The sequence below is a fragment of the Blastocatellia bacterium genome, from assembly GCA_016713405.1.
Taxonomy (GTDB): domain Bacteria; phylum Acidobacteriota; class Blastocatellia; order Chloracidobacteriales; family JADJPF01; genus JADJPF01.
Genome location: JADJPF010000015.1, coordinates 57990 through 79437 on the forward strand (window position 1 = coordinate 57990; position 21448 = coordinate 79437).

Annotated in this window: 18 protein-coding genes and 1 pseudogene; 6 read left to right on the top strand and 13 right to left on the bottom strand. The window is 34.1% G+C overall.

Annotated elements, in window-relative coordinates; translation table 11 throughout:
• Positions 1-10: 10 nt before the first annotated feature.
• Together IPK14_17345 and IPK14_17350 are read left to right on the top strand one after the other, a co-directional pair.
• Complete coding sequence (locus IPK14_17345; GenBank protein ID MBK7995078.1) at positions 11-1561, top strand: NADH-quinone oxidoreductase subunit M; 1551 nt, start codon at positions 11-13, stop codon at positions 1559-1561.
• A gap of 21 nt (positions 1562-1582) precedes the next feature.
• A complete protein-coding gene (locus IPK14_17350; protein MBK7995079.1) occupies positions 1583-3097 on the top strand; it encodes an NADH-quinone oxidoreductase subunit N in 1515 nt (504 codons plus the stop codon).
• Between the two features lie 27 nt (positions 3098-3124).
• Here the strand turns inward: IPK14_17350 and IPK14_17355 are convergent, their stop codons facing one another.
• From IPK14_17355 to IPK14_17370, 4 genes are read right to left on the bottom strand one after another with little or no spacing between them, the layout of a single operon-like run.
• Positions 3125-3358 (bottom strand): hypothetical protein, encoded by a 234-nt coding sequence (locus tag IPK14_17355; GenBank protein MBK7995080.1) that lies wholly within the window; start codon positions 3356-3358, stop codon positions 3125-3127.
• Between the two features lie 32 nt (positions 3359-3390).
• Positions 3391-3759 carry a hypothetical protein gene (locus IPK14_17360; protein MBK7995081.1) on the bottom strand — a complete coding sequence of 123 codons (369 nt, stop codon included), beginning with the start codon at positions 3757-3759 and terminating at the stop codon, positions 3391-3393.
• Positions 3738-4070: a hypothetical protein gene (locus tag IPK14_17365; protein ID MBK7995082.1), complete on the bottom strand. Its 333-nt coding sequence runs from the start codon at positions 4068-4070 to the stop codon at positions 3738-3740. The genes IPK14_17360 and IPK14_17365 overlap by 22 nt, the downstream gene beginning before the upstream one ends.
• A gap of 4 nt (positions 4071-4074) precedes the next feature.
• Complete coding sequence (locus IPK14_17370; protein ID MBK7995083.1) at positions 4075-4434, bottom strand: hypothetical protein; 360 nt, start codon at positions 4432-4434, stop codon at positions 4075-4077.
• Between the two features lie 277 nt (positions 4435-4711).
• Between IPK14_17370 and IPK14_17375 the strand changes: the two genes are divergently transcribed.
• Entirely contained in the window at positions 4712-7342 is a 2631-nt protein-coding gene (locus tag IPK14_17375) for a hypothetical protein (protein ID MBK7995084.1), read from the top strand.
• Positions 7321-7626, top strand: coding sequence for a hypothetical protein (locus tag IPK14_17380; protein MBK7995085.1), 306 nt, complete (start codon positions 7321-7323; stop codon positions 7624-7626). Before IPK14_17375 ends, IPK14_17380 begins: the two co-directional genes overlap by 22 nt.
• A gap of 62 nt (positions 7627-7688) precedes the next feature.
• Here the strand turns inward: IPK14_17380 and IPK14_17385 are convergent, their stop codons facing one another.
• From IPK14_17385 to IPK14_17405, 5 genes and pseudogenes are all read right to left on the bottom strand, one after another.
• Positions 7689-8807 (bottom strand): ABC transporter permease, encoded by a 1119-nt coding sequence (locus IPK14_17385; protein ID MBK7995086.1) that lies wholly within the window; start codon positions 8805-8807, stop codon positions 7689-7691.
• A pseudogene (locus IPK14_17390) lies at positions 8804-9785 on the bottom strand (ABC transporter ATP-binding protein). Before IPK14_17390 ends, IPK14_17385 begins: the two are co-directional and overlap by 4 nt.
• A 3-nt stretch (positions 9786-9788) precedes the next feature.
• On the bottom strand, positions 9789-10931 hold the full coding sequence (locus tag IPK14_17395; GenBank protein MBK7995087.1) for an efflux RND transporter periplasmic adaptor subunit: 1143 nt from the start codon (positions 10929-10931) through the stop codon (positions 9789-9791).
• Between the two features lie 41 nt (positions 10932-10972).
• Positions 10973-13633, bottom strand: coding sequence for a hypothetical protein (locus tag IPK14_17400; protein MBK7995088.1), 2661 nt, complete (start codon positions 13631-13633; stop codon positions 10973-10975).
• The gene (locus tag IPK14_17405) at positions 13605-14264 is read right to left on the bottom strand and encodes a TetR/AcrR family transcriptional regulator (GenBank protein ID MBK7995089.1); all 660 of its coding nucleotides are present in this window, start codon (positions 14262-14264) and stop codon (positions 13605-13607) included. The genes IPK14_17400 and IPK14_17405 overlap by 29 nt, the downstream gene beginning before the upstream one ends.
• A gap of 149 nt (positions 14265-14413) precedes the next feature.
• Between IPK14_17405 and IPK14_17410 the strand changes: the two genes are divergently transcribed.
• Both IPK14_17410 and IPK14_17415 read left to right on the top strand, forming a co-directional pair.
• Positions 14414-14719 carry a hypothetical protein gene (locus IPK14_17410; GenBank protein MBK7995090.1) on the top strand — a complete coding sequence of 102 codons (306 nt, stop codon included), beginning with the start codon at positions 14414-14416 and terminating at the stop codon, positions 14717-14719.
• A 609-nt stretch (positions 14720-15328) separates the two neighbouring features.
• Positions 15329-15448 (top strand): transposase, encoded by a 120-nt coding sequence (locus IPK14_17415; protein MBK7995091.1) that lies wholly within the window; start codon positions 15329-15331, stop codon positions 15446-15448.
• Between the two features lie 695 nt (positions 15449-16143).
• Here the strand turns inward: IPK14_17415 and IPK14_17420 are convergent.
• From IPK14_17420 to IPK14_17435, 4 genes are all read right to left on the bottom strand, one after another.
• Positions 16144-17652 carry a hypothetical protein gene (locus tag IPK14_17420; protein MBK7995092.1) on the bottom strand — a complete coding sequence of 503 codons (1509 nt, stop codon included), beginning with the start codon at positions 17650-17652 and terminating at the stop codon, positions 16144-16146.
• Between the two features lie 6 nt (positions 17653-17658).
• Positions 17659-19752, bottom strand: coding sequence for a hypothetical protein (locus tag IPK14_17425; protein MBK7995093.1), 2094 nt, complete (start codon positions 19750-19752; stop codon positions 17659-17661).
• 60 nt (positions 19753-19812) lie between these two features.
• Positions 19813-20607, bottom strand: coding sequence for a M20/M25/M40 family metallo-hydrolase (locus IPK14_17430; protein ID MBK7995094.1), 795 nt, complete (start codon positions 20605-20607; stop codon positions 19813-19815).
• Positions 20608-20725: 118 nt separating this feature from the next.
• Positions 20726-21427, bottom strand: coding sequence for a hypothetical protein (locus IPK14_17435; GenBank protein MBK7995095.1), 702 nt, complete (start codon positions 21425-21427; stop codon positions 20726-20728).
• Positions 21428-21448: the final 21 nt, after the last annotated feature.

A 21448-nucleotide genomic window follows, 5' to 3' on the forward strand; every position in this document is an offset into this window, starting at 1 on the left:
GGAAAAAATTATGAATGCCTTAAAACCTTATCTGCTTAATATATTAGTATTCTTCCCATTACTTGGCACAATTGTAATGCTGATGTATGACCAAATTGTTGGTAAAAATGAAGAAACCTTAAAAAAGATGGCTTTGTTTTTTTCCTCTATCACCTTTTTTGCTTCCTTACCTTTAATTTGGTGGTATAACGACCCAGCTTTAATAGTAAATGTTCCTTGGGTGGAAACTTTAGGCATTAATTATCATTTACAAGTAGATGGTCTAAGTTTGTGGTTAGTTCTACTAACTACTTTTCTTATGCCTATAGCTATATTGTCTGGTTGGACAGCTATTCACGACAAAGTAAGAGAATATCTAGCTTTTATGCTAGTGCTAGAAACAGGAATGATAGGCGTGTTTTTAGCAATGGATATGATTGTTTTCTACCTGTTTTGGGAAGTAATGCTTGTACCAATGTATTTCCTAATAGGTGTTTGGGGTGGAGAACGCCGTATTTATGCTGCTATTAAATTTGTTCTTTATACAATGGTAGGCAGCTTACTAATGTTAGTAGCTATTATTGCTCTTTACCTAATACATGGAGAAAATCAAGCAGGTGGAGCAAAAGCTACTTTTGATATGGTTACTATTACCCAAAATTTAGCTCAATATAATTTCCTAACTCCTACACAACAATTTTGGATGTTTGCAGCCTTTGGGCTAGCTTTTGCGATCAAAGTTCCTCTTTTCCCATTCCATACTTGGCTTCCAGATGCACACGTAGAAGCACCAACAGCAGGGTCAGTAATTCTAGCTGGAGTTTTACTTAAGATGGGAACTTATGGTTTTATGAGATTTAACTTGCCAATGTTCCCTGAAGCTGCACATCAATTTGCTGTTCCTATTATGATTCTAGCTGTAATTGGAATTATTTATGGAGCTTTAGTGGCAATGGTGCAACCTGATATGAAAAAGTTAATTGCTTATTCATCAGTTAGTCACTTAGGTTTTGTAATGTTAGGAATGTTTGCTTTTACCGAAATGGGAATGCAAGGTTCACTATATCAAATGCTTAATCATGGTGTTTCATCAGGAGCATTATTTTTAATTGTTGGTATGGTTTATGAGCGTCGTCACACTAGACAAATTGCAGACTTTGGAGGACTTGCTACTCCAATGCCTCTTTTTGCTACCTTATTTTTAATTATTGCTTTTAGTTCTATAGGACTTCCTTTATTAAATGGTTTTGTTGGTGAATTTTTAATCTTGATTGGTACATTTAATTCTACTTACTCTAGAGCTTTTGCAGCTTTTGCTACTACAGGTGTAATTCTTTCAGCTATTTATATGCTCTGGATGGTTCAAAGGGTAGTATTTGGTGAAATTACTAATGAAAAGAACCGACATTTACAAGACTTAAATTTACGTGAAAAAATTATTTTAGTCCCAATAGTAATATTAATTGTTTTTATGGGCGTTTATCCTAGCTTTTTCTTAAATCGTACTTCAGAAAAAGTTAACGAAATTCGCAAAGTTGTTGAAACACATAAAACAACAACCCCAGTAGCTACTACTAACTAAAATTATAGAGAGAAGATTGCTATGCAAGCACAAGCATTGAACCTTAACTATTATTATGTGTTACCACATATAATTGTTGCTGTTACAGGCATTATGTCCTTACTTTTTGGTGCTTTTAATAAAAAAGCCCATCGAGATTTGGTCTTTATTAACCTAGCAGGAATTTTTACTGCGGGTGCTTCTACTTGGAAACTTTGGAATTTAGTAACTACTGCTTCACAAGATGGTGTTGGTAAATCTTTGACAGCCTTTAGTGGCATGGTAGTGCTAGACCATATGAGTTTAGCTTTTATCTTTATTTTCCTCATTGTAGCCTTTCTAGGAACAATCCTTTCCTTAAACTTTCTTGAAGATGAAGACCTTTCACCAGAAGAATTTTATTCTTTGCTAATGTTTTCTACCGTTGGCATGATGCTTATGGCTTCATCTGGTGATATGGTAATGATTTTTCTAGGACTGGAAATTTCTTCAATTGCTACATATGTTTTAGCTGGATATCGTCGTAAAGATTTAAGATCTAATGAATCAGCACTTAAGTATTTTATTTTAGGCTCTTTATCAACAGCCTTTTTGCTTTATGGAATGGCTTTAGTTTACGGTGCTACAGGTACTACTAACTTAGAATCTATTGCAACAGCAATTAAACAAGGTACAAATCTTGTAACTTCTCAACCAATGACAGTAGAAATTTTATATATTGGTGTAGCAATGTTACTAGTAGGTTTTGGCTTTAAGATTGCTACTGCGCCTTTTCATGTTTGGACACCAGATGTTTATCAAGGTGCGCCCAGTGCAGTTACAGCTTTTATGGCATCAGGGCCAAAAGCAGCAGGTTTTGTAGCTTTTTTAAGAATTTTTGTTATTGCTTTTGCAGCAGATACCTCTTTTGAGCTTAATGCCACTTGGACTAGCATTCTTCAAGTTTTAGCAATACTTACTATGATAATTGGTAATGTTGTTGCTCTGTCACAAACTGATATTAAAAGAATTTTAGCTTATTCATCAATTGCTCATGCTGGTTATGCTTTAATTGGATTTCTAGCTAATGATTGGACATCAGTAGCTTTTTATATGCTTACCTATTCTGTTATGAATATTGGAGCTTTTGCAGTAATTTCTGTAATGGCTGGTAAAAATGAGCAAAATACTGAGTTAGAAACTTGGGCAGGAATGGGTTTTAAGTCTTTAGGACTTTCTATTGCTTTACTAATTTTTATGCTAAGTATGGCTGGAATGCCTTTAACAGGCGGGTTTATGGGCAAATTTTTAGTCTTTAAGACTGCTTGGGATAAAGGCTTATCTTTAGTAATAGTAGCTGTACTTAATAGTGCTGCCTCAATTTATTATTATTTACGTCCAATGGTTGTACTGTTTTTCCGTGAAGGTAATGAAGAAACCCCAGCACCACTACTTTCTTGGAGTGCATATGTAACAATTTTATTAGCTTTAGCTGGTACGTTCTACTTAGGCTTAATGCCAGGAAAGTTATTTAGTCTATTAGAAGCTGCACGTGACACAGTTGCTTTAGTAAGATAAGGGGCATTGCTTGCCCCTTATCTTTTCCTACTTTGATTTTGATTTAGGCTTTTTTTCACGTCTCCAAGTGTGAAATATACCAATCACTATATGCAGTAAAATAATAAAAAATCCCCAAAGTACATCAGGAGAAAGAAAATTACTAGCCATAATCGTTAGTGAAACAGCCTCGTTTAATGATGGACAAGCTAAAGTAGAATTACTAATAAATAACATTATAGTTAATGTTAGGAAGAAGCTAAACAAATCATTTAATTTCATAATTTTACCTCAAAAGTATCAATTTATTTTTATTATAAATTTTTAAGCATATCTTTAGCCACTTGTTTATCACGAGTGTCTTCTTTTTCATGGTTAGGTGAAAGAGGTGCTTTAATTACCCATTCTAAATGCTCACGAGCTTTATCTTTATTTTTTGTTGCCGCATAAACATCAGCTATATAAATATGATTTAAGTAGAATTTGGAGCCGTGTTTTAGAGCTTTAAGCATAAAATCAAGAGCTTTTTTATTATCACCTCGTGAAAGCGGCCAAGAAGGTAACTGATTGTAAAGACGACCTAAAACCCTTAAAGGTGCGCCATAAAAGTATTTTTCATCTATTTCTAGAGCTTTACGAGTATGTTTTTCTATTGGATCTATTAGTCGTACAGCTTCCAACATCCCTTTTCGCGCCCATAAAGCCCATAATTCACAGCCAACCAAAAATTAGACTCTAAAGAATCTTCATCAACTTCAACACCTTGTTTTCCGTATTCAACACCTTGTTGATAAATTTCTAAACGATCTTCTGCTTCAGCAACTTCACCTCGCCAATAGTAAATTTGTGCTAGTAGCCCATATGCCCAATCCGTGTCAGGCTCTTTTTTTATTAACTTAACTAGCAAAGTTTCAGAATCTTTAAGATTAGTTTTTTTCTGTTCTCTAAGTTTAATTAAATTAAGTGCTTCATCATAAATTTTTTGATTTTTCATAGGTTTATCCCAAAAATGCTTTAATCCATTTTATTACTGGTGGTGAAAGCTGTATTGCTCCTATTATAGAAATAAGTAATAAAAATAAGTGAAAAAATATACTACTCAAAGATTTTAATTCTAAAATAGACATTCCTAAAATAGAGCTAGAAAAAATAAGTCCGATAATAAAAAATGTAACTGTAAAAAATACTGTTATAGATATTTTTATTCCTAACTCTAGCTTTTCAAGCTCTGGAGCTATAACAATTTCTGCTGGTTTTCCAATAGGGTTGCCATCCATATCTATTAAATTAGAGCTACAATGATGACAATGATGAGCAGAGACTTGTAATAATTTTGAGCAAAAAGGACATTTCTTCATTAGTTTTGTCAAAAACCTTAATTTTTAAGATGGATACTAAAACTTGTAAGATTAATTTTAAGGCTAAGTTTTAGCTGGGTTATTTTAAACGATAGGCTATTAAACAGCTAGTATTAATATTGTCCCAAATAGAAGAAAAACACAAAATTAATATTTTTTAGAAACCATTTACTTTTATTTATTTAATAATTCTTATCCTAGACAAGCGGATAATTCTTTATGCTTGATCTATAATCACTCAAACTAACTATAAATAATTATAACTAGGGAAAATTATATGAGACTAACGCTGGCTATATTAACTAAGATATATAAGCTAATGTTTATTACAATATTTATTGGATTATGTTCAACTTTAACATTAGCTCAAGCAACTAAAGGCGATTTTAACCTTGAAATTAATCCAAAATCTGCAACTATTCCCGTAGGCAATGCAACCAGCTTTAGTATTTCTTTAACACCTGTAAATGGATTTAATGAAGCAATAAAACTAACAGCTAGTTCTTCTGTAAAAATAGATATAGATTTCTCTACTAATTCAGTTAGACCGCCAGCTACAGTGACTATGAGAGTTAGCGTCCCTGATACTATACAACCAGGTAGCTATACAATAGGTGTTACAGCAAGTTCTGGATCAATTACAAAATCACAAAATATAACTATTAATGTCCCTTCGCCAACTTTTAGCTTAAGTGTTAGCCCTACGTCTGTACAAACTACACCAAACAGTAGCTTGGATTTTACTGTCTCAGTTGGTGGAGGAAGTGACTTAAAACGAGATGTTTCATTGAATGCTCAAAGCAAAGACGGCTTACCTGTGAGGTTGTCTAGTGATTTTGTTAGGCCTCCTGGCAGTGTTCGTATGACAGTTACTATTCCTACTGGAACGGAGATAAGAAATTATCAGGTAGTAGTTACTGGTAGTTTACCAGGCAGTACTACTTCACAAACTGCTACAGTTAACATTGATGTCAGACCTTTACCAGATTATAGGCTTAGCTTTAATCCTACTTCCATTTCTTTGGCTGCTGGTGAGTCAGGAGATGTTTTTGTCAACATAGCTAGTCTTAACGGGTTTGATCAAAATGTAGACTTAAAAATAGACACTGAACTTAAAGCTTCCCTTTCTTCCACTGTCATTAATGGAGCAGGTACAACTCGTTTATCTATTAATACAGATCGGAATACGGCTGTTAAAGATTATTTAATTACAGTCAATTCCTCTAGTAATACTAAAGGAGGAGTAATTACAAAACGCGATACTCTAACAGTTACAGTTACTGCACCGCCTGATTTTACATTAGTTGCTTTACCAAATACTTTAGATATAGATCCAGGTAAAAGTGCTAATGTTAATGTTTCTATTACTCCTACTAATAGGTTTACTGGAATAGTGAATTTAACAACAAATCCATCTAACCCTAATATTACAACTAGTTTAACTAGTAATAATATTGGCCCAAACTCAAGTGCAAGTTTAGCAATAAACGTTGGTGCTAATGTTGCACCAGGTACTTATGATATAAGCGTTTTTGGTTCATCTAGCGGAATACCGCAGAAAACAACAATAGTTAGAGTAAATGTTAAATCTGTAGGGGATTTTGACTTGTCACTTAACTCTAATAAACAAGAAATTATGGCAGGCGAATCTGCTAATTTTGTTGTTAACACACTCGGACAAATGGGTTTTGCAGAAAGAATTACACTTTCTGCCAGTGTTGATGGGCTTCAAACTAGCTTTTCTCCTACTACAATAGATGCAACTGCTATGTCAACTTTGATTGTTAATACTACACAAGAAACAGAGGCTAAAGATTATTTAGTTACTATTACTGCTAGAGGTGGAGGAATCACTAAGACCACAACAGCTACATTAACAGTAAAACCTCGCTTAATTGGTGATTTTACTTTGATAACTACACCAGACTTGCAAACGCTTTCTGCTGGTAAATCAACATCTTTTAGTTTAGCAATAAATCCTGAAAATGGTTTTAATGAGCCAGTTAATTTAACTGCCGAAGTGTCAGAAAGCTCTATACAAGTAGTCTTTTCTAATAAAACTGCAAGACCTGGTGATAATATTTCTGCTACTATTATTACAACTGGAACTACACCTCCTCAAAATTACTCTATTAGAATTATAGGTGCTTCAGGTTCCTTAGTTAAAACTGCATTATTTGGCCTAAATGTTACTCCTCAAGTGCAGGAAGCTTTCTCCTTAGCATTAGCACCTAATCTACAAAGTATTGCTAATGGTGAATCTACAATGTTTACCGTTGGGGTAGTTGGTCGTAATGGCTTTAATCAAGCTGTTAGCTTAAGTGCTAGTACAACCGATCCAAGCATTCAACTTAATTTTGATAGTTCAAGTGTTAATGCTGGAGGCAATACTTTTATTACTGTAACTACTAGTTCTAATACTCAACCAGGCACTTACACTATTTCAATTACAGGTAGGACAGGAAGTTTAACAGTTTCTCAGCCAGTAATTTTAGCTGTTCGTCAAGCTGTTCTAAAAGTAGACATTAGCTTTGACCCTCCTCAAGTAGGGCAAATGGGGCCTCCACAAAATGTTAAAGTTGTAGCAACAGAATTAAAACCAGGACAAACTCAATCAATTAGAACAAGTGCCAATAAACTAGAACCTTTAGCAGATGGTGATTTAGCAGGCTTTAAGATTTATAGGCTTCCAACACCAGCAGAGGGACAACCAGCTTTAACCGCAGAAGACTTGGTAAAAGATGAAAACTTAATAGCTACAATTCCTAATGATACAACAACTTTTACTGATAATGTTCCAGTAGGGGCAAGCTCAACAGGTAATTTCACTTATTCAGTAACAAGCTTTTTTTTGGAAATGGGCAAAATAGCAATGGTTCTAATCCTATGGGAACGGAACTACCTGTAATTAGAAATCCAAAGTTTATCAAAGGAACAATTTTCTTAGATTCAGCAAGTTCTTTTATCAACGCAACAGGCGCAACAATAATAATTAATGGTATAGATGAGTATCCATTAATTTTTAATTCTGAAGCTACTCAATTTACAGTTAATAAGAAAATTACCAGCTTACCAAGTAGCATAACTTTGAAAAAATTAATTAAAAAAGGTCAAACTGTAGAATTAGTAGTTAGAAATAAGGATGGTAAACTGTCTGTAGCTAAAAGTCTTACTCGTCCTAAGAAAAAATAAATTTTAACCATCAATTTGTAAATAAAAATAGCCCAAGATAACACTTATCTTGGGCTATTTTATTAAACATTACTTTGACGAAATCTTAGTGATGCTAACAGTAACATTACTAGTCCCATAACTAACATTACTGCTCCATTTACCCATAAATGATTAAAACCTGCTCCACGTAAAATAATGCCTCGCAAAGTATCAATATAGTAAGTTGTAGGAATAAAACGGCTTATCAACCAAAATATTTTTGGCATATTATCTAATGAAAAAATATAGCCTGACAAAAATATTGCTGGTAGCAATGTACTCATCGCCATTTGCATTGCTTCGCTTTGAGTACGCGCTTTTGTAGAAATAATTAGCCCCATCCCTAAAATAGTTAAAATAAAAGGAATAGAGAAAATTAATAGTAAAATTACACTTCCATGAATTGGTACATCAAAAGCATAACGCATCACCAGTAAAATCCAGCAAAGCTCAAAAAATCCTAATATCCCATAAGGCAACATCTTTCCTACCATTAACCCTAATGGGCTAATAGGTGCTAGGTAAAGATTTTCTAATGTTCCTCGTTCCCGTTCTTTTACTAAAGAAAATGAAATTAAAGCAATTAACATCATTTGTAAGACTACAGCGACTAACCCAGGAATAAAAAAGTTAGCTGAACGAGTGCTGGGATTAAAAAGAACTTTATGCCGTGATTCAACTACACCAGGTGATTTTGCTACAATTCGTTTTAATGATTCTTGTAAAGTAATAGCACTAGATACATTTACTGCCTCACTTGTAACATTTGATTCCGAACCATCAACTAGCAGTAAGACACTAGTGTTTATACCTTTTTGCAGAGCGCGTGAGTAATCTTCAGGAATTTTAATTCCAACTTTTGCTTCTCCTGCAACAATTTTATCATAAAGTTCCTTATCAGAATTTACTCTAGCAACTACATTAAAGTCATCACTATTAATATAACGTTCAATTAAAAGATGACTTTCCTGAGTTTTTGCCAGGTCATAAACTACTGTTTTTATTTGACGTACATTAGTATCTACAGCAACGCCTAGTAAAACCATTTCAAAAATAGGTATAAAAAGAGCAAAAAATAATGTTGTTGGGTCGCGTAGTATCTGAAGTATTTCTTTCTTAAAAACAGGAATTAAGCCTGAAAAAAGATAATTTTCACTCATAACTTTGTACCTCCTAACAGCGATATGTTGTTAGTAATATTATTAGTTAGAGTGACAAAAATATCTTCTAAGGAAGGTCTGATAGGGTTTATTACTAGATTTGTAAAACCTGCTGTTTCTAGGTCTTCTTTCAATTTGGAACTACTTTGAGTCTTTTCACAAAGTATATGAATTGATTGACCAAAAATTGTTGATTCCCAAACATAGGGAAGATCTTTAATAAAACTTAATGCTTCAGATGGAGAGCTAGAAAGAATTTCTAAGCGTGTTGAACCAACAGGAGAAACTTCTGGCAACGTTCTTAGTTCGTCAACAGTTCCAACAGCAATTAAGTTTGATAAATAGATATAACCAACACGGCGGCATCTTTCGGCCTCATCCATATAATGTGTTGTAACAAAAATAGTTATCCCATTAGCAGAAAGCTTAAAAAGCAGATCCCATAAAGCCCGACGTGCTACAGGGTCAATTCCCGCAGTAGGTTCATCTAGGAATAATACTTCAGGTTCATGAATAATTGCACATCCTAAAGCTAAACGTTGTTTCCAACCACCAGATAAAGCACCTGCACGACGTTCTAAATAAGGGGTTAAGCCTGTTAGCTCTAAAACTTCAGGTTTACGTAAGCTTTATTTGATCTTTTTTCATATGGTATATGCCAGCATAAAAATCTAAATTCTCGTTTACTGTTAGCTCTTCATAAAGACTAAATTTTTGAGACATATAACCAATGCGTTTTTTAATTTTAAAAGAATCTTTATGAATATCTAAACCAAGAATTTTACCTTCACCAGTTGCATGAGTAATTAGCCCACATAAAGCTTTAATAATCGTAGTTTTACCAGAGCCGTTTGGCCCAAGTAAGCCAAAGATTTCACCTGTTTTTACTTGAAAAGAAACTTTGTTAACAGCAATAAATTTGCCAAATTTGATGGTTAAATCTTTTGTTGAAATTACTGGATCTATTGTATTTATCATAGCTTACTCCTTTGGCTTTAATTTAACATCAGCCGCCATGCCAGCCTTAAGTAAGCCTTCTTTGTTATCAATATGAATTTTAATTGCAAAAACTTGATGAGAACGTTCATCACGATTTTGAACATTTCGGGGTGTAAATTCAGCTTTAGCTGAAATTTGTTCTACTTTTCCAAGAAAAGCTTTGTTAGGAAAAGAATCAACAAAAACTTCTACCTCCTGTCCAACCTGGACAAAACCCAGATCAGGCTCTGGCACATAGACACGTACACGAATTTGATCACTTTCCAAAAGTCTTGCAATAGGGCTAGTTGCTTGAACTAGATCGCCTACTCGAACACTAAGCAAATCTATTTGACTATCAACAGGAGCAATTACTTCTGCTTCATTTAGTTGGGTGTTAAGTTTTTCAAGCGTCGCATTAGCTTCGGCTAGTCGTGCTTTAGCTTCCAAAATATCTTCGCTTCTTGCACCAGATTTAAGTAATTTTAGGTTAGCAATAGCTTGTTGGTAACGTTCTTGACCTACACGAATATCTTCGCTTCTTGTCCCTGCTTCTAAAAGATCAAGTTTTTGCTGCAAGGATTGATAACGAGAATCGCTTAAAGCCACTTTAGCAGCCATATCATCACAGCTTTGTTTAGAAACATAGCCTTCCTTAAAAAGCTGTTCTAATCTAGCTAAGGAGGTTTTATAGTGATTTAGTTCAGCTTTTACACCAATAATTTCTTCTTTTAGTTGGGAAATTTCTTGGGGACGTGGGCCATTTTTTAAGGCTTCTAATTGGGCTAGTTCACGATTAACAGTTGCTTGGGCTTGTGCAATTTCTTCTGTCCGATAACCATTTTCTAGCTTTTTTAGATAAGCCTCAGCTTGGTCAATTTTTGCTTGGAGTTGTTTTTTTTCTGCTAGCAGGGTGTCATTATCAAATCGTACTAGAGGAGTCCCTTTTTTTACTATTTGCCCTTCTTGTGCTAAAACTTCTATGACACGACCACCAATTTTAGAACCAATTTGTACTTCTTGAGCTTCGATTGTTCCAAAAAGCAAAAGTTCTACTTTTGTGCTTTCGCTTTTTGTATACATTCCTGTTACTACAATACCAAATGAGATTAATAAAATAATGATAACAACAAGTTTTTTATACATTTGTCACCTCGTTATAAAAAAATGAAGAGAACAAAATAAACTTAGTCTTTGATCATTATTTGGCCTTTATCACCGTCAACAGTTATATGTTGACCATTTTTAATTATAGTAAGCAGATTAGGAATATTTACTACTGCTGGTAGTCCATATTCACGCGCAACAATCGCGCCATGAGATAAAAATCCTCCTACTTGCATAACTATTGCTGAAGCACGTAAAAAAAGAGGTGTCCAACCTGGGTCAGTTGTAGGGGCTATAAGTATTTCTCCTGGAGCTAACAGATTGCCTTCTGATGGGTGCATAATAATTCTTGCAATACCTGAATATTTCCCGCTAGATACTGCTAAACCTTTTAATATTGTGCCATTTGAAGTTTTTTCTATTATTGCTGGTTTATTGACTGCGCTAGTATTTGTTGTAGGGTTGCCAAAATGATCAAAAATATAAAAATCTTTAATAGTTGTTTCTTTTAACCAAATTTCTCTTTGGTTTTTATTGTCTGTTGCTATTTCTCTTGCTCCTTGTCCGTTCCATTGGCCTGTTAAATAAGCTTCCATATCAAAACCGCTTAAATGAAAAATATCTGTTGGATCATCTAAGAAACCACTGTTAACAAGGCGTTTACCAACTTCTACGCAAATTTTTCTAATAGGCTCTATGGTTGCAACTAACGTAGATTTGCTAAGTTCGCGTAGTGCTGCACCTTGGCGAGCTTTTTTAGTAAACCAATTGATTAAAGGACGATAAGGAAAAGAAAGCTCTGAAATTTCTTTTTCTGCTGCTTGACGAACTGCTATAGCAGTGTTTTTTGGGGAAGTGATGTTTTCTGAGCTTAAAATTAATTGTATTTGTTCAAATAAATAGCTAGGGTCTTCATTCCATCGTGGGTTGGCTGTTTCAGCTTCATAAACTGCCCGATGTCCAAATTCAGCTAAAAACTTTTCAAACTCTTGACGAAAACTAGATGTTTTAGGAAGCTTTTGCCAGTCTTTAGCAATAATTGGTGTTTGTTTTAGATAAGTAAGTGCGTCTGTGTCTTGTTGTGCTACTTTGGCTAAATGGTAAAGTTGATAACCATGCTCTGCTGTAGTAACTTGTCCGCTACCAGCTAAAACCGCTGTAGTTAAAGCCTCGGCCCTCTCAGGTTTAATTTTTGTTAGCGTTTCTTTAATTGGTGTCACCCACGCACCAGCATTAGCATTAGCCAACTGAAACTTTTTAGCAAATTCATATTGAAAAACTAAAATTTCCCTAACTAAATCTGCTAATTCTTGATTAGATTTACTTGCTACATCTGTGTTTTTCCAACCCTTTATGCGTGTTTGTAAAGTGACAATATCTTTTGGCATTTGTCGGGAAATCTTAAGCAATACTCTAAGAAATTTTATTTGTCTTAGTTTACGTGTTAATCCTACTTTACCTTTTAGGGGATCGCCTGAAGGCACAGGAATTAAAGGATGATGACCGCCTAGTCCCCGTGAAGTGTCTTCGGGAGACATTCCAACAGCATCATAAAAAGCCCATTGCATAGTTGTTACTTCAAAATAACCACGTCCGTTAAAACGCTTAAGCATTGGTGAACCGTCTTTTCTGGGATAATCCATTGCATCTAAGATTTCATATAAAATTTCAGAAACAAAGTCATGCACCATATGCCAGGTTAAAGTAGTCGGTACACCTGCAACAGCGTCTTGAATATTTCCGGTTGACCAAATTATTGGTAAATGCTCAATATTTGGGAAAGTATAATGAGGTAAACGGGTTACAGGTCTAGCTTGAAGCAGCCAAAACTTTTCTCCATCAAATGCCCATTCTATGTCCTGTGGGTTATCACCTTTTCCTATTGCCCAATGAATACGCCAAACCAGTTGAGTTAATTTTATTGTTTGTTCTGGAGTTAAAACTTGTTGCTCAGGGCTTTTTCTTGATATTTCAGTTAGATTACCTTCTTTAGATAAAACTGTAATTTCTTCAGGATTAACTTGACCACTAACCAGGGCCTCAGCTAAACCATTGACAGCATTAATTGTTACAACATTAAGTTGACCTGTTCGCGGGTCGCAAGAAAATGCTACACCGGCTGATTTAGCCTTGACCATCTCACAAATTACTACAGCACAAGCCACTTGGTCATCTTTCAAATTCATTTTACGACGATAAGCAATTGCTTGTGGTGTCCAAAGTGAGCCATAACAACCTTTAATTGCATCAATTATTTCTCTTAGCCCTTGAACATTTAGAAAACTGCGATGAATACCAGCAAATGAAGCCGTTTCGCTATCTTCTGCCGTCGCGCTAGAACGAACGGCAACAGATGTATTTAATAAGTTATTTCGTTTAAGAAAATTTTCTAGCTCTAATGTAAATTCTTTTGAAAAATTAATGTTGGCTAAAATCTCTTGGATTTTATTAAGTTTTTCTATTATTTGAGCTTCTGAGACGGATAAAGGGGATATATTTTCTAATTCTAATTGTAGGCTTTTTAACTCTGGGCTAAGCATTATTTCTTGATAAAGGTTGGCTGTAACTACACCGCCTACAGGAACTTGAAAGCCATAGCGGTAAAGCTGGCCTAATTTCCAGCCTTTTCCACCACAAAGCGCGGCTCCAGCTAATGCTGCTGTTGTCCAATCTAAGATTTTGCTACTTGTAATTTCTTCATCATTTATAAAATTAATTGCTACTTGACTTGCATTGCTCATAAGGTGGAACTCCTTTAGCTAAAGAGAAATCCAGACTTGGTTTAGCACCTTCTAAAAACAAAGAAAGACAAAAATTAAGTTTTTCTTTTAATGAAATATTTTCACTAGATTCTAGCCAATATCTTACTGAATGGATGAAAACAAGCCCAAAGATTTGTGAAAGCTCATAGGAAGAAATATCATTTCTAAGCTCGCCTTTTTCTTGTGCTGTGGCTAAAAACTTATGGACAACCTGCCTAAATGAAGGATGATCATGACGCTCATGATGCTTTTTCATATGCTGATAATTACTAATGCTATAGTGGAAAAAAATATTAGCTAGCTTACGGTTTTCTGTTAGCCATCTTGCGGCTTCTGCTAGAAAATCCTGAAGTGCAATAAGAGGTGATTGACCTGTTTCTATAGCTATTTGTGTACGCAAAGCGTTTTCTAACATAGATGTTTCACCAAGTGCTAAAACTAGTTCCTCTTTACATTCAAAATGATAATAAAATGTTCCCTTAGCTACTTTGGCAGCTTTAGTAATATCGTCTATAGTGGTTGTTTCATAACCTTGTTTGGTAAATAGTGAAATTGCTGTAGAAATGATTTGCTCACGGGTGGCAGTTCGTTTTTCTTCTCTTAATCCCATAGTTAATTTATTGTAACAATCTGACTAAAGTTTATTTTTAGACTACGGTCAGTTTTCTAAAAAAGTTTCTCTACTCTAGCAAAATAAAGCTTTGGAAGCATCAATAAAAACTATGCTAAACTCAACAAAAACAGCGAAGTAGGTAGGCTATGACAAATAAAGAAATTCAAAAATTAATAGAATTTATTATCACTCAACAAGCAGAAATGTCTGTAAAACATGCACAGATACTTGATATTCAATTTGAAACTGCAAAAAGACAAGGTGAATATGAAAAACGCCAAGCTGAATTTGAAATCAAATTTAACAATAAATTAGATGCTTTATTAGATTGGCAAGCAAAATTTAGTATTGATTTAGAAGATTTAAGAAAAGAGACTAAGGAATTTAGAGACGACCTTAAAAAACGGCTCTTCCGTAATTCCGTGGAGGCCACAAGATATAGTGTAGAATAAAAAACAAAAATTTGACAAGACTTGACAAGCGGGGTAAGAAAAATGGGAAAATAGAAATTCCGCTAGATATAGAAGGGTAAGAGTAATAGGGCAGAAATAAACAGAAAAGGAAATAATAATCAAGGTGAAAACTAGAAGAGGGACAAAATGTAGAAAGTGTGGGGAAATCAAGAACTTTCAGGATATGATAGAAAAATAAGACTAAGGCATTTACAGTATTCAATAGGAAAGTATACGCAGAAATACGACCGAAAAGATATAGATGTCCGTATTGTGAAGGAAATCCAACAACGACACAAAAAGTGAATGGTATGAGGGCTAATTCAGCGCATACAAAAGCATATGAGCAAATGATACTAGTAGAGCTAATAAACTCAACGATAGTAGATTGCAGTAAAAAACAAGCAGTAAGCCAAGAGAAGTAGAGGGATAATAGACAGAAATATAAAAACAAGTGTGGACTGGAAATATACGAAAGTGTACCAGTGATAGGAATAGATGAGATAGCACTAAAAAAAGGACATAAGGATTATGTAGCAATAATATCAACAATGGGGGCAAGGGTAAATATAGCAGGAACAAAAAACAGTAAAAACATTCTTAAGTAATATACCATCACGAATTAAACTAACTATAGAAAGAGTATGTACAGATCTGTATGAAGGATATATAAATGCAGCAAAAGAAGAGCTTCCTCAAGCACAAATAGTAGCGATCGTTTTCACATAGCGAAAGCTTATGAGAAGGTGCAGCAAAAAAAGAAAAAGTGAGTTAAAAGACTAAAAAAAGATTGCCGAAACCGAGTATGAAGAACAAGGGGTATGTGGACTTTTAGGCAAAATCCTCTTGACCTAGAAGTAGAACAACAATCACAACTAAAAAAGTCTTTTCTTTATCTCCTTCATTAAAATGGCTATGACTTTAGAGAAGAGCTAACAGATATTTTGACAAATCTCCATCAAAAATAGAAGCAACCCTTTCTATTTTATCTTGGGTTGATAGAGTTAAGAATAGTTCTTTATCCTGTTTTGATTCTTTTTAACTACTCTTAACAATCCCTAGATTCTATTACTAATTATTTTCTTGACCGTGAATCCTCTGGCTTTGTTGAAGGTCTTACAACAAAATTAAAGTTCTTAAACGTCGTTCTTATGGCATTTTACCTCTTCTCGTATTTTCAAAGCGATCTCCAGGTTATTTTTTGCTTTTCTTACAACGCTATATCTTGTGGCCTCCACGGGTCGGAAGAGCCAAAAACTAAAAGATACCCTTAAAAAACTAAAGATACCCTTAAAGAAACTAATGATATCCTTAAACAAGTTTCTCATTTGGCTGTTGAAACTTCTGAAAGAGTTGATAAGCTTGAAGATAAGCTTGAAGATAATGAAAAAGAATAATTAAGATATTACCTGCATTGTTAAACTCTACGTTATTTTATCTAGTAACCAGGTAGGCCATTCAGATTCTTTATTCCAAAGTAAATATTCCTTTACATAATCTTGCAACATCACTCTAAAAAAAATAGGCAGTTGAAATTGCCCGTTTCCTTTCCAGTAATTTTCCCAATAAATCGGAAGAGAAAAATTAAATATTTTGTTAGCTTCCTGGATAATTCGTTGAAATTGATTGGTTTGCATTTGAAGACTATCCAGGAAATCTTGTTGTAAAAATTTAATACCTGATATGTCTGGTTGCCAACAATCAATCTTTTGCTCTCGCTCAATTTTCTGCTCTAAAACCTTCCATTTGTTATTAGCAGTTTTTCTTAAGACTCCAGCCTTAAAAAGCATTGGCAGCAATTCAATTACTACTTTTTTATTAAAAATAGCTAGCTGAGAGCTTTTTGCTGATAAATAAACCTCAATTTCTTGGGCAGTAACGGATAAATCTGTAACATCAATATTAGTAAAATCACATAATGCGTTAGCTAGGCGTTTAAGATAGATTTTTAAGCTAGGTGAAGGCTTTACAGATGGACAAGCATTGTCCAAGTCCCAAGAATAATTAAGCTCTGTGCGCCAAATTTCTGGTCTTTGCTGCCACCAGTTTAAGAGTAAAATTAGCAATACTACTAAACGTTCTAAAGGTTTTGTTTCTGGAATAATTACTGTAAGTCGTGAGCCTTCATTAATTTGCTCTGCATATTCTAGGCATTCTTTTAATAGCGTAGGCAAATAATTAATTTTTTGAAGAAACTCTGTTGCCAAAGAAACAAAGTTTGATAAATCACATTCAGCAAATAAAGAGCATAAATTTAATTTTCGTTTTACTCCAAAACAAGTAACAAACTCTAAACTTAATTTATTTTTTAAGTTGGGTAGTTCAGCAATATTAGTAATTTGCTTTAAGTTTGTTGCTACTTGCCAATAAGATTTTGGTGTAACGGTTAGTCGTTTTTCAAGGTCGTCTTGGCACCAAATAATGATTTTTTCCCGCAGTTTTATTATTGCTATTTTGCAAGCATGATGAGGATCTGAGCCTAAATTAAAGTTGTCAAACCAGTCATCAATTGACACTTTTGACCAAAGTTTATTTGGACGATTAACGGCCATATCCAACAGAGCAGCAGCAGTTCTAGTTGCTGGATCATCTCTAAATAAACTTGGGTCAGCACTATAAATGCTTCCAATCCGAGGCATTCCGCTACGATAAAGCAGACCGGAAAAGGCTAGCCCAATAAATAAACCTGTAGGCTTTTTGTCTCCATAATCTACTTCACTGTCCTTCCACCTTGGCGCACTTTGGTCAGCTTGAAAATTAATGTCAATTAAGATTATGTCAGGGTCAATTAATTCTGTCTGAGCGTTAAGTAAATGCTGGGCAGTTGTCCAAGTGTCTATGTGCAGTAAATCTAGCTCATCTGCTCTTAAAACAGGATAAGAAATATAGTCATTTACATCATCAATTAATAGAATTTGTAGCTTATCACTCATAAATTTTTATTTTTGGAAAACAAGCTGAGGACGAAATCTTATAGCAATAGAATGGTAATTTGATGGTGATTTATCTACAAGCAAAAATTCAACTAACTTTTTTTCTTCTCCTTTATCATTGCGAAATACAAAACAGGAAAGCAAGTTTTGAGTTCTTTTTAGCCCATCGGAAAGTTCTGTTGGCTTTTCGTCCTCTGCTACAGAGTTAGAAATCAGTAATTCATAAAATTCATCCTCTTCTAAAATTAAGGAAAATTTTATATCTATAATGTAACTTACTAGATCTTTTGACTTTAAGAAAAATTTCTTGTTTTGTTCTAGTTGTTTAGCTAAGTATTGGATTGCATTACCTAAAATCTCATGTATTCCTACTAAAAATAATGAGGTTGCTTCTATGCTAAATGGTGGAAATATAGGTATTTCTGCTAAATTGCTATTTTGTTCTAGTTTTGGACATAAACAATCATTTGATTTGCTACACTCAGCTTTATGAAAAATAATAGCAATACTACTAGAGTTAATTAGAGAGAATAATAAATGCTGAATAATTTCTTGAATAGTTTTACGCCAAAGGTCAGCAAACTCTTGTAAGTTAAAAGCATTAGTGTTATTAACAAGTTTTAATAAGTAAGTTTTAGGATTATCAAATTTTGTTACAGTTCTAATTGCATCTGTAAGATGATAAAGCTCTTGTAGAACGGCGCAAGTATAAAGCACTTCAGCCTTTTCTATAGGCTCATTATTTAAGCTTTTAGCATAAAGAACGCGGTAACGACTCCGACGGATTAAGGTGTTCATAATTTCATGAGTTAAGCCTTGAGTAAGAAAATATTGTTCTTTAATAATAATTGCTGCTGTTCGGGAAAGTTTTTCTCTAAATTGTGCTTCCCAATATTCTTCTTGACCAGGTAGATTTAACTTTACACCTGGACAATTTCTGTAAATTACTAAATCAAAACCAAAGGCTTTTTTAAGTAAATAAGCATCTTTATGTTTGTTTAGATTAAAAATTATTGTTGCCGTAGAGTTGCTATCTTCTTCAATTATCAGGAGTTTAGATTTTTCTGCTGTAGATTCTAATATTGGCTTTGAAGTTAAATTATTAGCTCTTTTTTCTGCTGACAAATGAAGGGTTAAAGAATTTTCTCTGAAAAATAAAATTTCTTCTGCAATCCATAAATGAGAAAAAACATTTGCAACGTTTTTCATTCTTTCCAAAGCATCTGTGTGTTTAGAAATAGCGTCTTCAAGTAGAAAAATAAAAACATCTATTAAATTAATAGAGTAAATTTCCTCAATTGCTAAAATTAATGATTCAGGAGGCGACTTTCTAACTAATCTAAGATGCTCTTTTAACTGCTTATTTTTAGGACAGATCCAGCCAGCCATAGCTCGCCATTGTGCTAAACCTCTTAGCGGTAACAAAATAGGAATAAATGCGCTAGGCAGAATTTTGGAAAATGAAGATAGTCGTGCATAAAGATATTCTGCTAGGTAAATATGCAAATTTTCTGCTGTTATAAGATTGTTTTGAACTGTGTAATTTAATAATGCAATTAAATTAGAATACTTAATTTGTTTATATTGGTTAGGATTGTTATTTTTATTTAAGTTTGCTATATCCAATAGAGCTTGAAAACTAAAAGGAGTTTTACGATGACTACTACTAATTAAAAGAGCTTCAGCAGAAATAATATGTCCAACCGCGCCGCCTATAAGTTCTAAGTGAAATCCTAAATTTTCTTCACTTCCAACACCATCACCAATTTCAAGCAATTTACATAAGTCACTGGTTGGATCCAATATTTTGCTAGCAAGCTCAATTAAAGCTTGATGATTATTATCTACATTTTTGTAATTTTCTTGCCAATAAAGATAGATATTTTTTTTGATTTTTTCAGCACATTCTTTGGTGTTAGAGTTAGTTTGATAGCCTGTATCCCAGAACTGAATTTTGTCAGATAGAGGATTAAAACTTCTTTGTTGGGTAAGAAAAAAATGTTGTAGCTTAGGGGTAAAATGTTGCAATGTCCAAACTAGTAAATCAAAGCAGCGTTTTTGAATCGCTTCTGCATTTAATTTTGCTTCTAAACTTAGCATTGCTTTTATGTTTGGAGCTTAGGGATTTTATACAATATAAAAATCCCTAATGTTAATTAATTAATCGCGTTCACGAGTATATGCGTCTGGCAATGGGTTATCTACAACAGGACGAGATGCGCGATTAGCTAAATCTAATGTAGTCATATAGATAGTACGGGTGACTTTTTCCATTTTTTGATAATCTATTTTATCAGGGCTATCTGAGGGTTTATGATAATCTTCATGAACTCCATTAAAGTAGAAAATAATTGGGATACCTTTTCTAGCATAATTATAATGATCGCTACGATAGAAAAATCTATTAGGGTCATTTGGATCATCATAAGTGTAATTAAATTTTAATTTTAAGTATGAGTTATTTACCGATTCGCTAACTTGGCCTAGTTCGCTACTCATTAGCTTTGAGCCAATTACATAAATTTCATCTGGGCCGGAAAGCTCTTTATTAGCTGGTTTAGTGTCGTTTGGTTCTTTGCTACGACCAATCATATCAATATTTAATTGTGTAATGATTTGATTAAGCGGTACAGTTGGAAATTTCATTAAATAGCGTGAACCAAGTAAGCCTTTTTCCTCTCCACAATGCCAAACAAACATTATTGAACGTTTAGGGCGTGACGGCGCGTGAGAAAAGGCTTCTGCAAGTTGTAGAACTGCTACTGTGCCTGACCCATCATCATCAGCACCATTATAGATTTTATCTCCATTTACGGGCGAGCCTACACCAACATGGTCATAATGTGCGCCAATGGCTACATACTCATTTTTTAGTGTTGGATCACTACCTTCTAAAATTGCAATTACATTTTGAGAGACTTCTTTTTCAGTTTTAACAGCTATTTTTAAGGAGATTTTTTTGTCTTGCTTTAATTCAAAGGGGCAATTGTTTGACTAACATCACGGAAAATACTATTAGCTGATTGGGATTCTTCGCTAAACATTTTTATTAGTAATTTTGGGGAAGGGCTTATCACAGGTAAGGAAAAGATTTTTCTTCTAATTTTTCAAAAATTGTTTGTCCTTGTTCTTCAAAATAAGAAACAGTTCTATCCCAGCTAGCTAAACTTTCAAAACTTGGAATTAGGATAACTGCTTTACCACCATTTTTTTCTATATAATCAAAAGGCTCAAACCAATCTTCTCCTTCATTTCCTGTTAGGTCATTATAGCTAAGACCTTGTGGAAAACCATTGGAGATAACAACAATTTTGTCTTTAATATCAAGGTTTTGATAAGGGTTGATATTTTTAGATTTAATTACCCAGCCATGACTTGCAAAAACAAGAGGTGCTGTTAAATCTGTTTCATTAGGAAAAGCAAAAAAATCTTCTCCTAACTTAAAGCTCTGACCTCCAAATGTTACAGAACTATTAACACGGTCTGTTTTGTTACGACGTATTTGGATTTTTTGAAAATATGAACCATTGTCCCCACCAGGCTTTAAGCCCCACATAGAAAGGTTCATAGCCAAAAACTTGGCCGTCATATTTAACCCTTTAGATGGTGTGTCTCGTCCTTCCATCTCATCAGAAGCAATAAAATAAAGATAATCTTTCATTGCTGAAGCATTAATTTTATCTACTCCTGTAGCCCCAGGATTTTGCGCTAACACAGAATTTAGCGGGCTAAGTAACAAGCAAAATAATATTAAATTGAGTAAAAATTTTTTCATCAATCAATTCCCCTAAGTTCT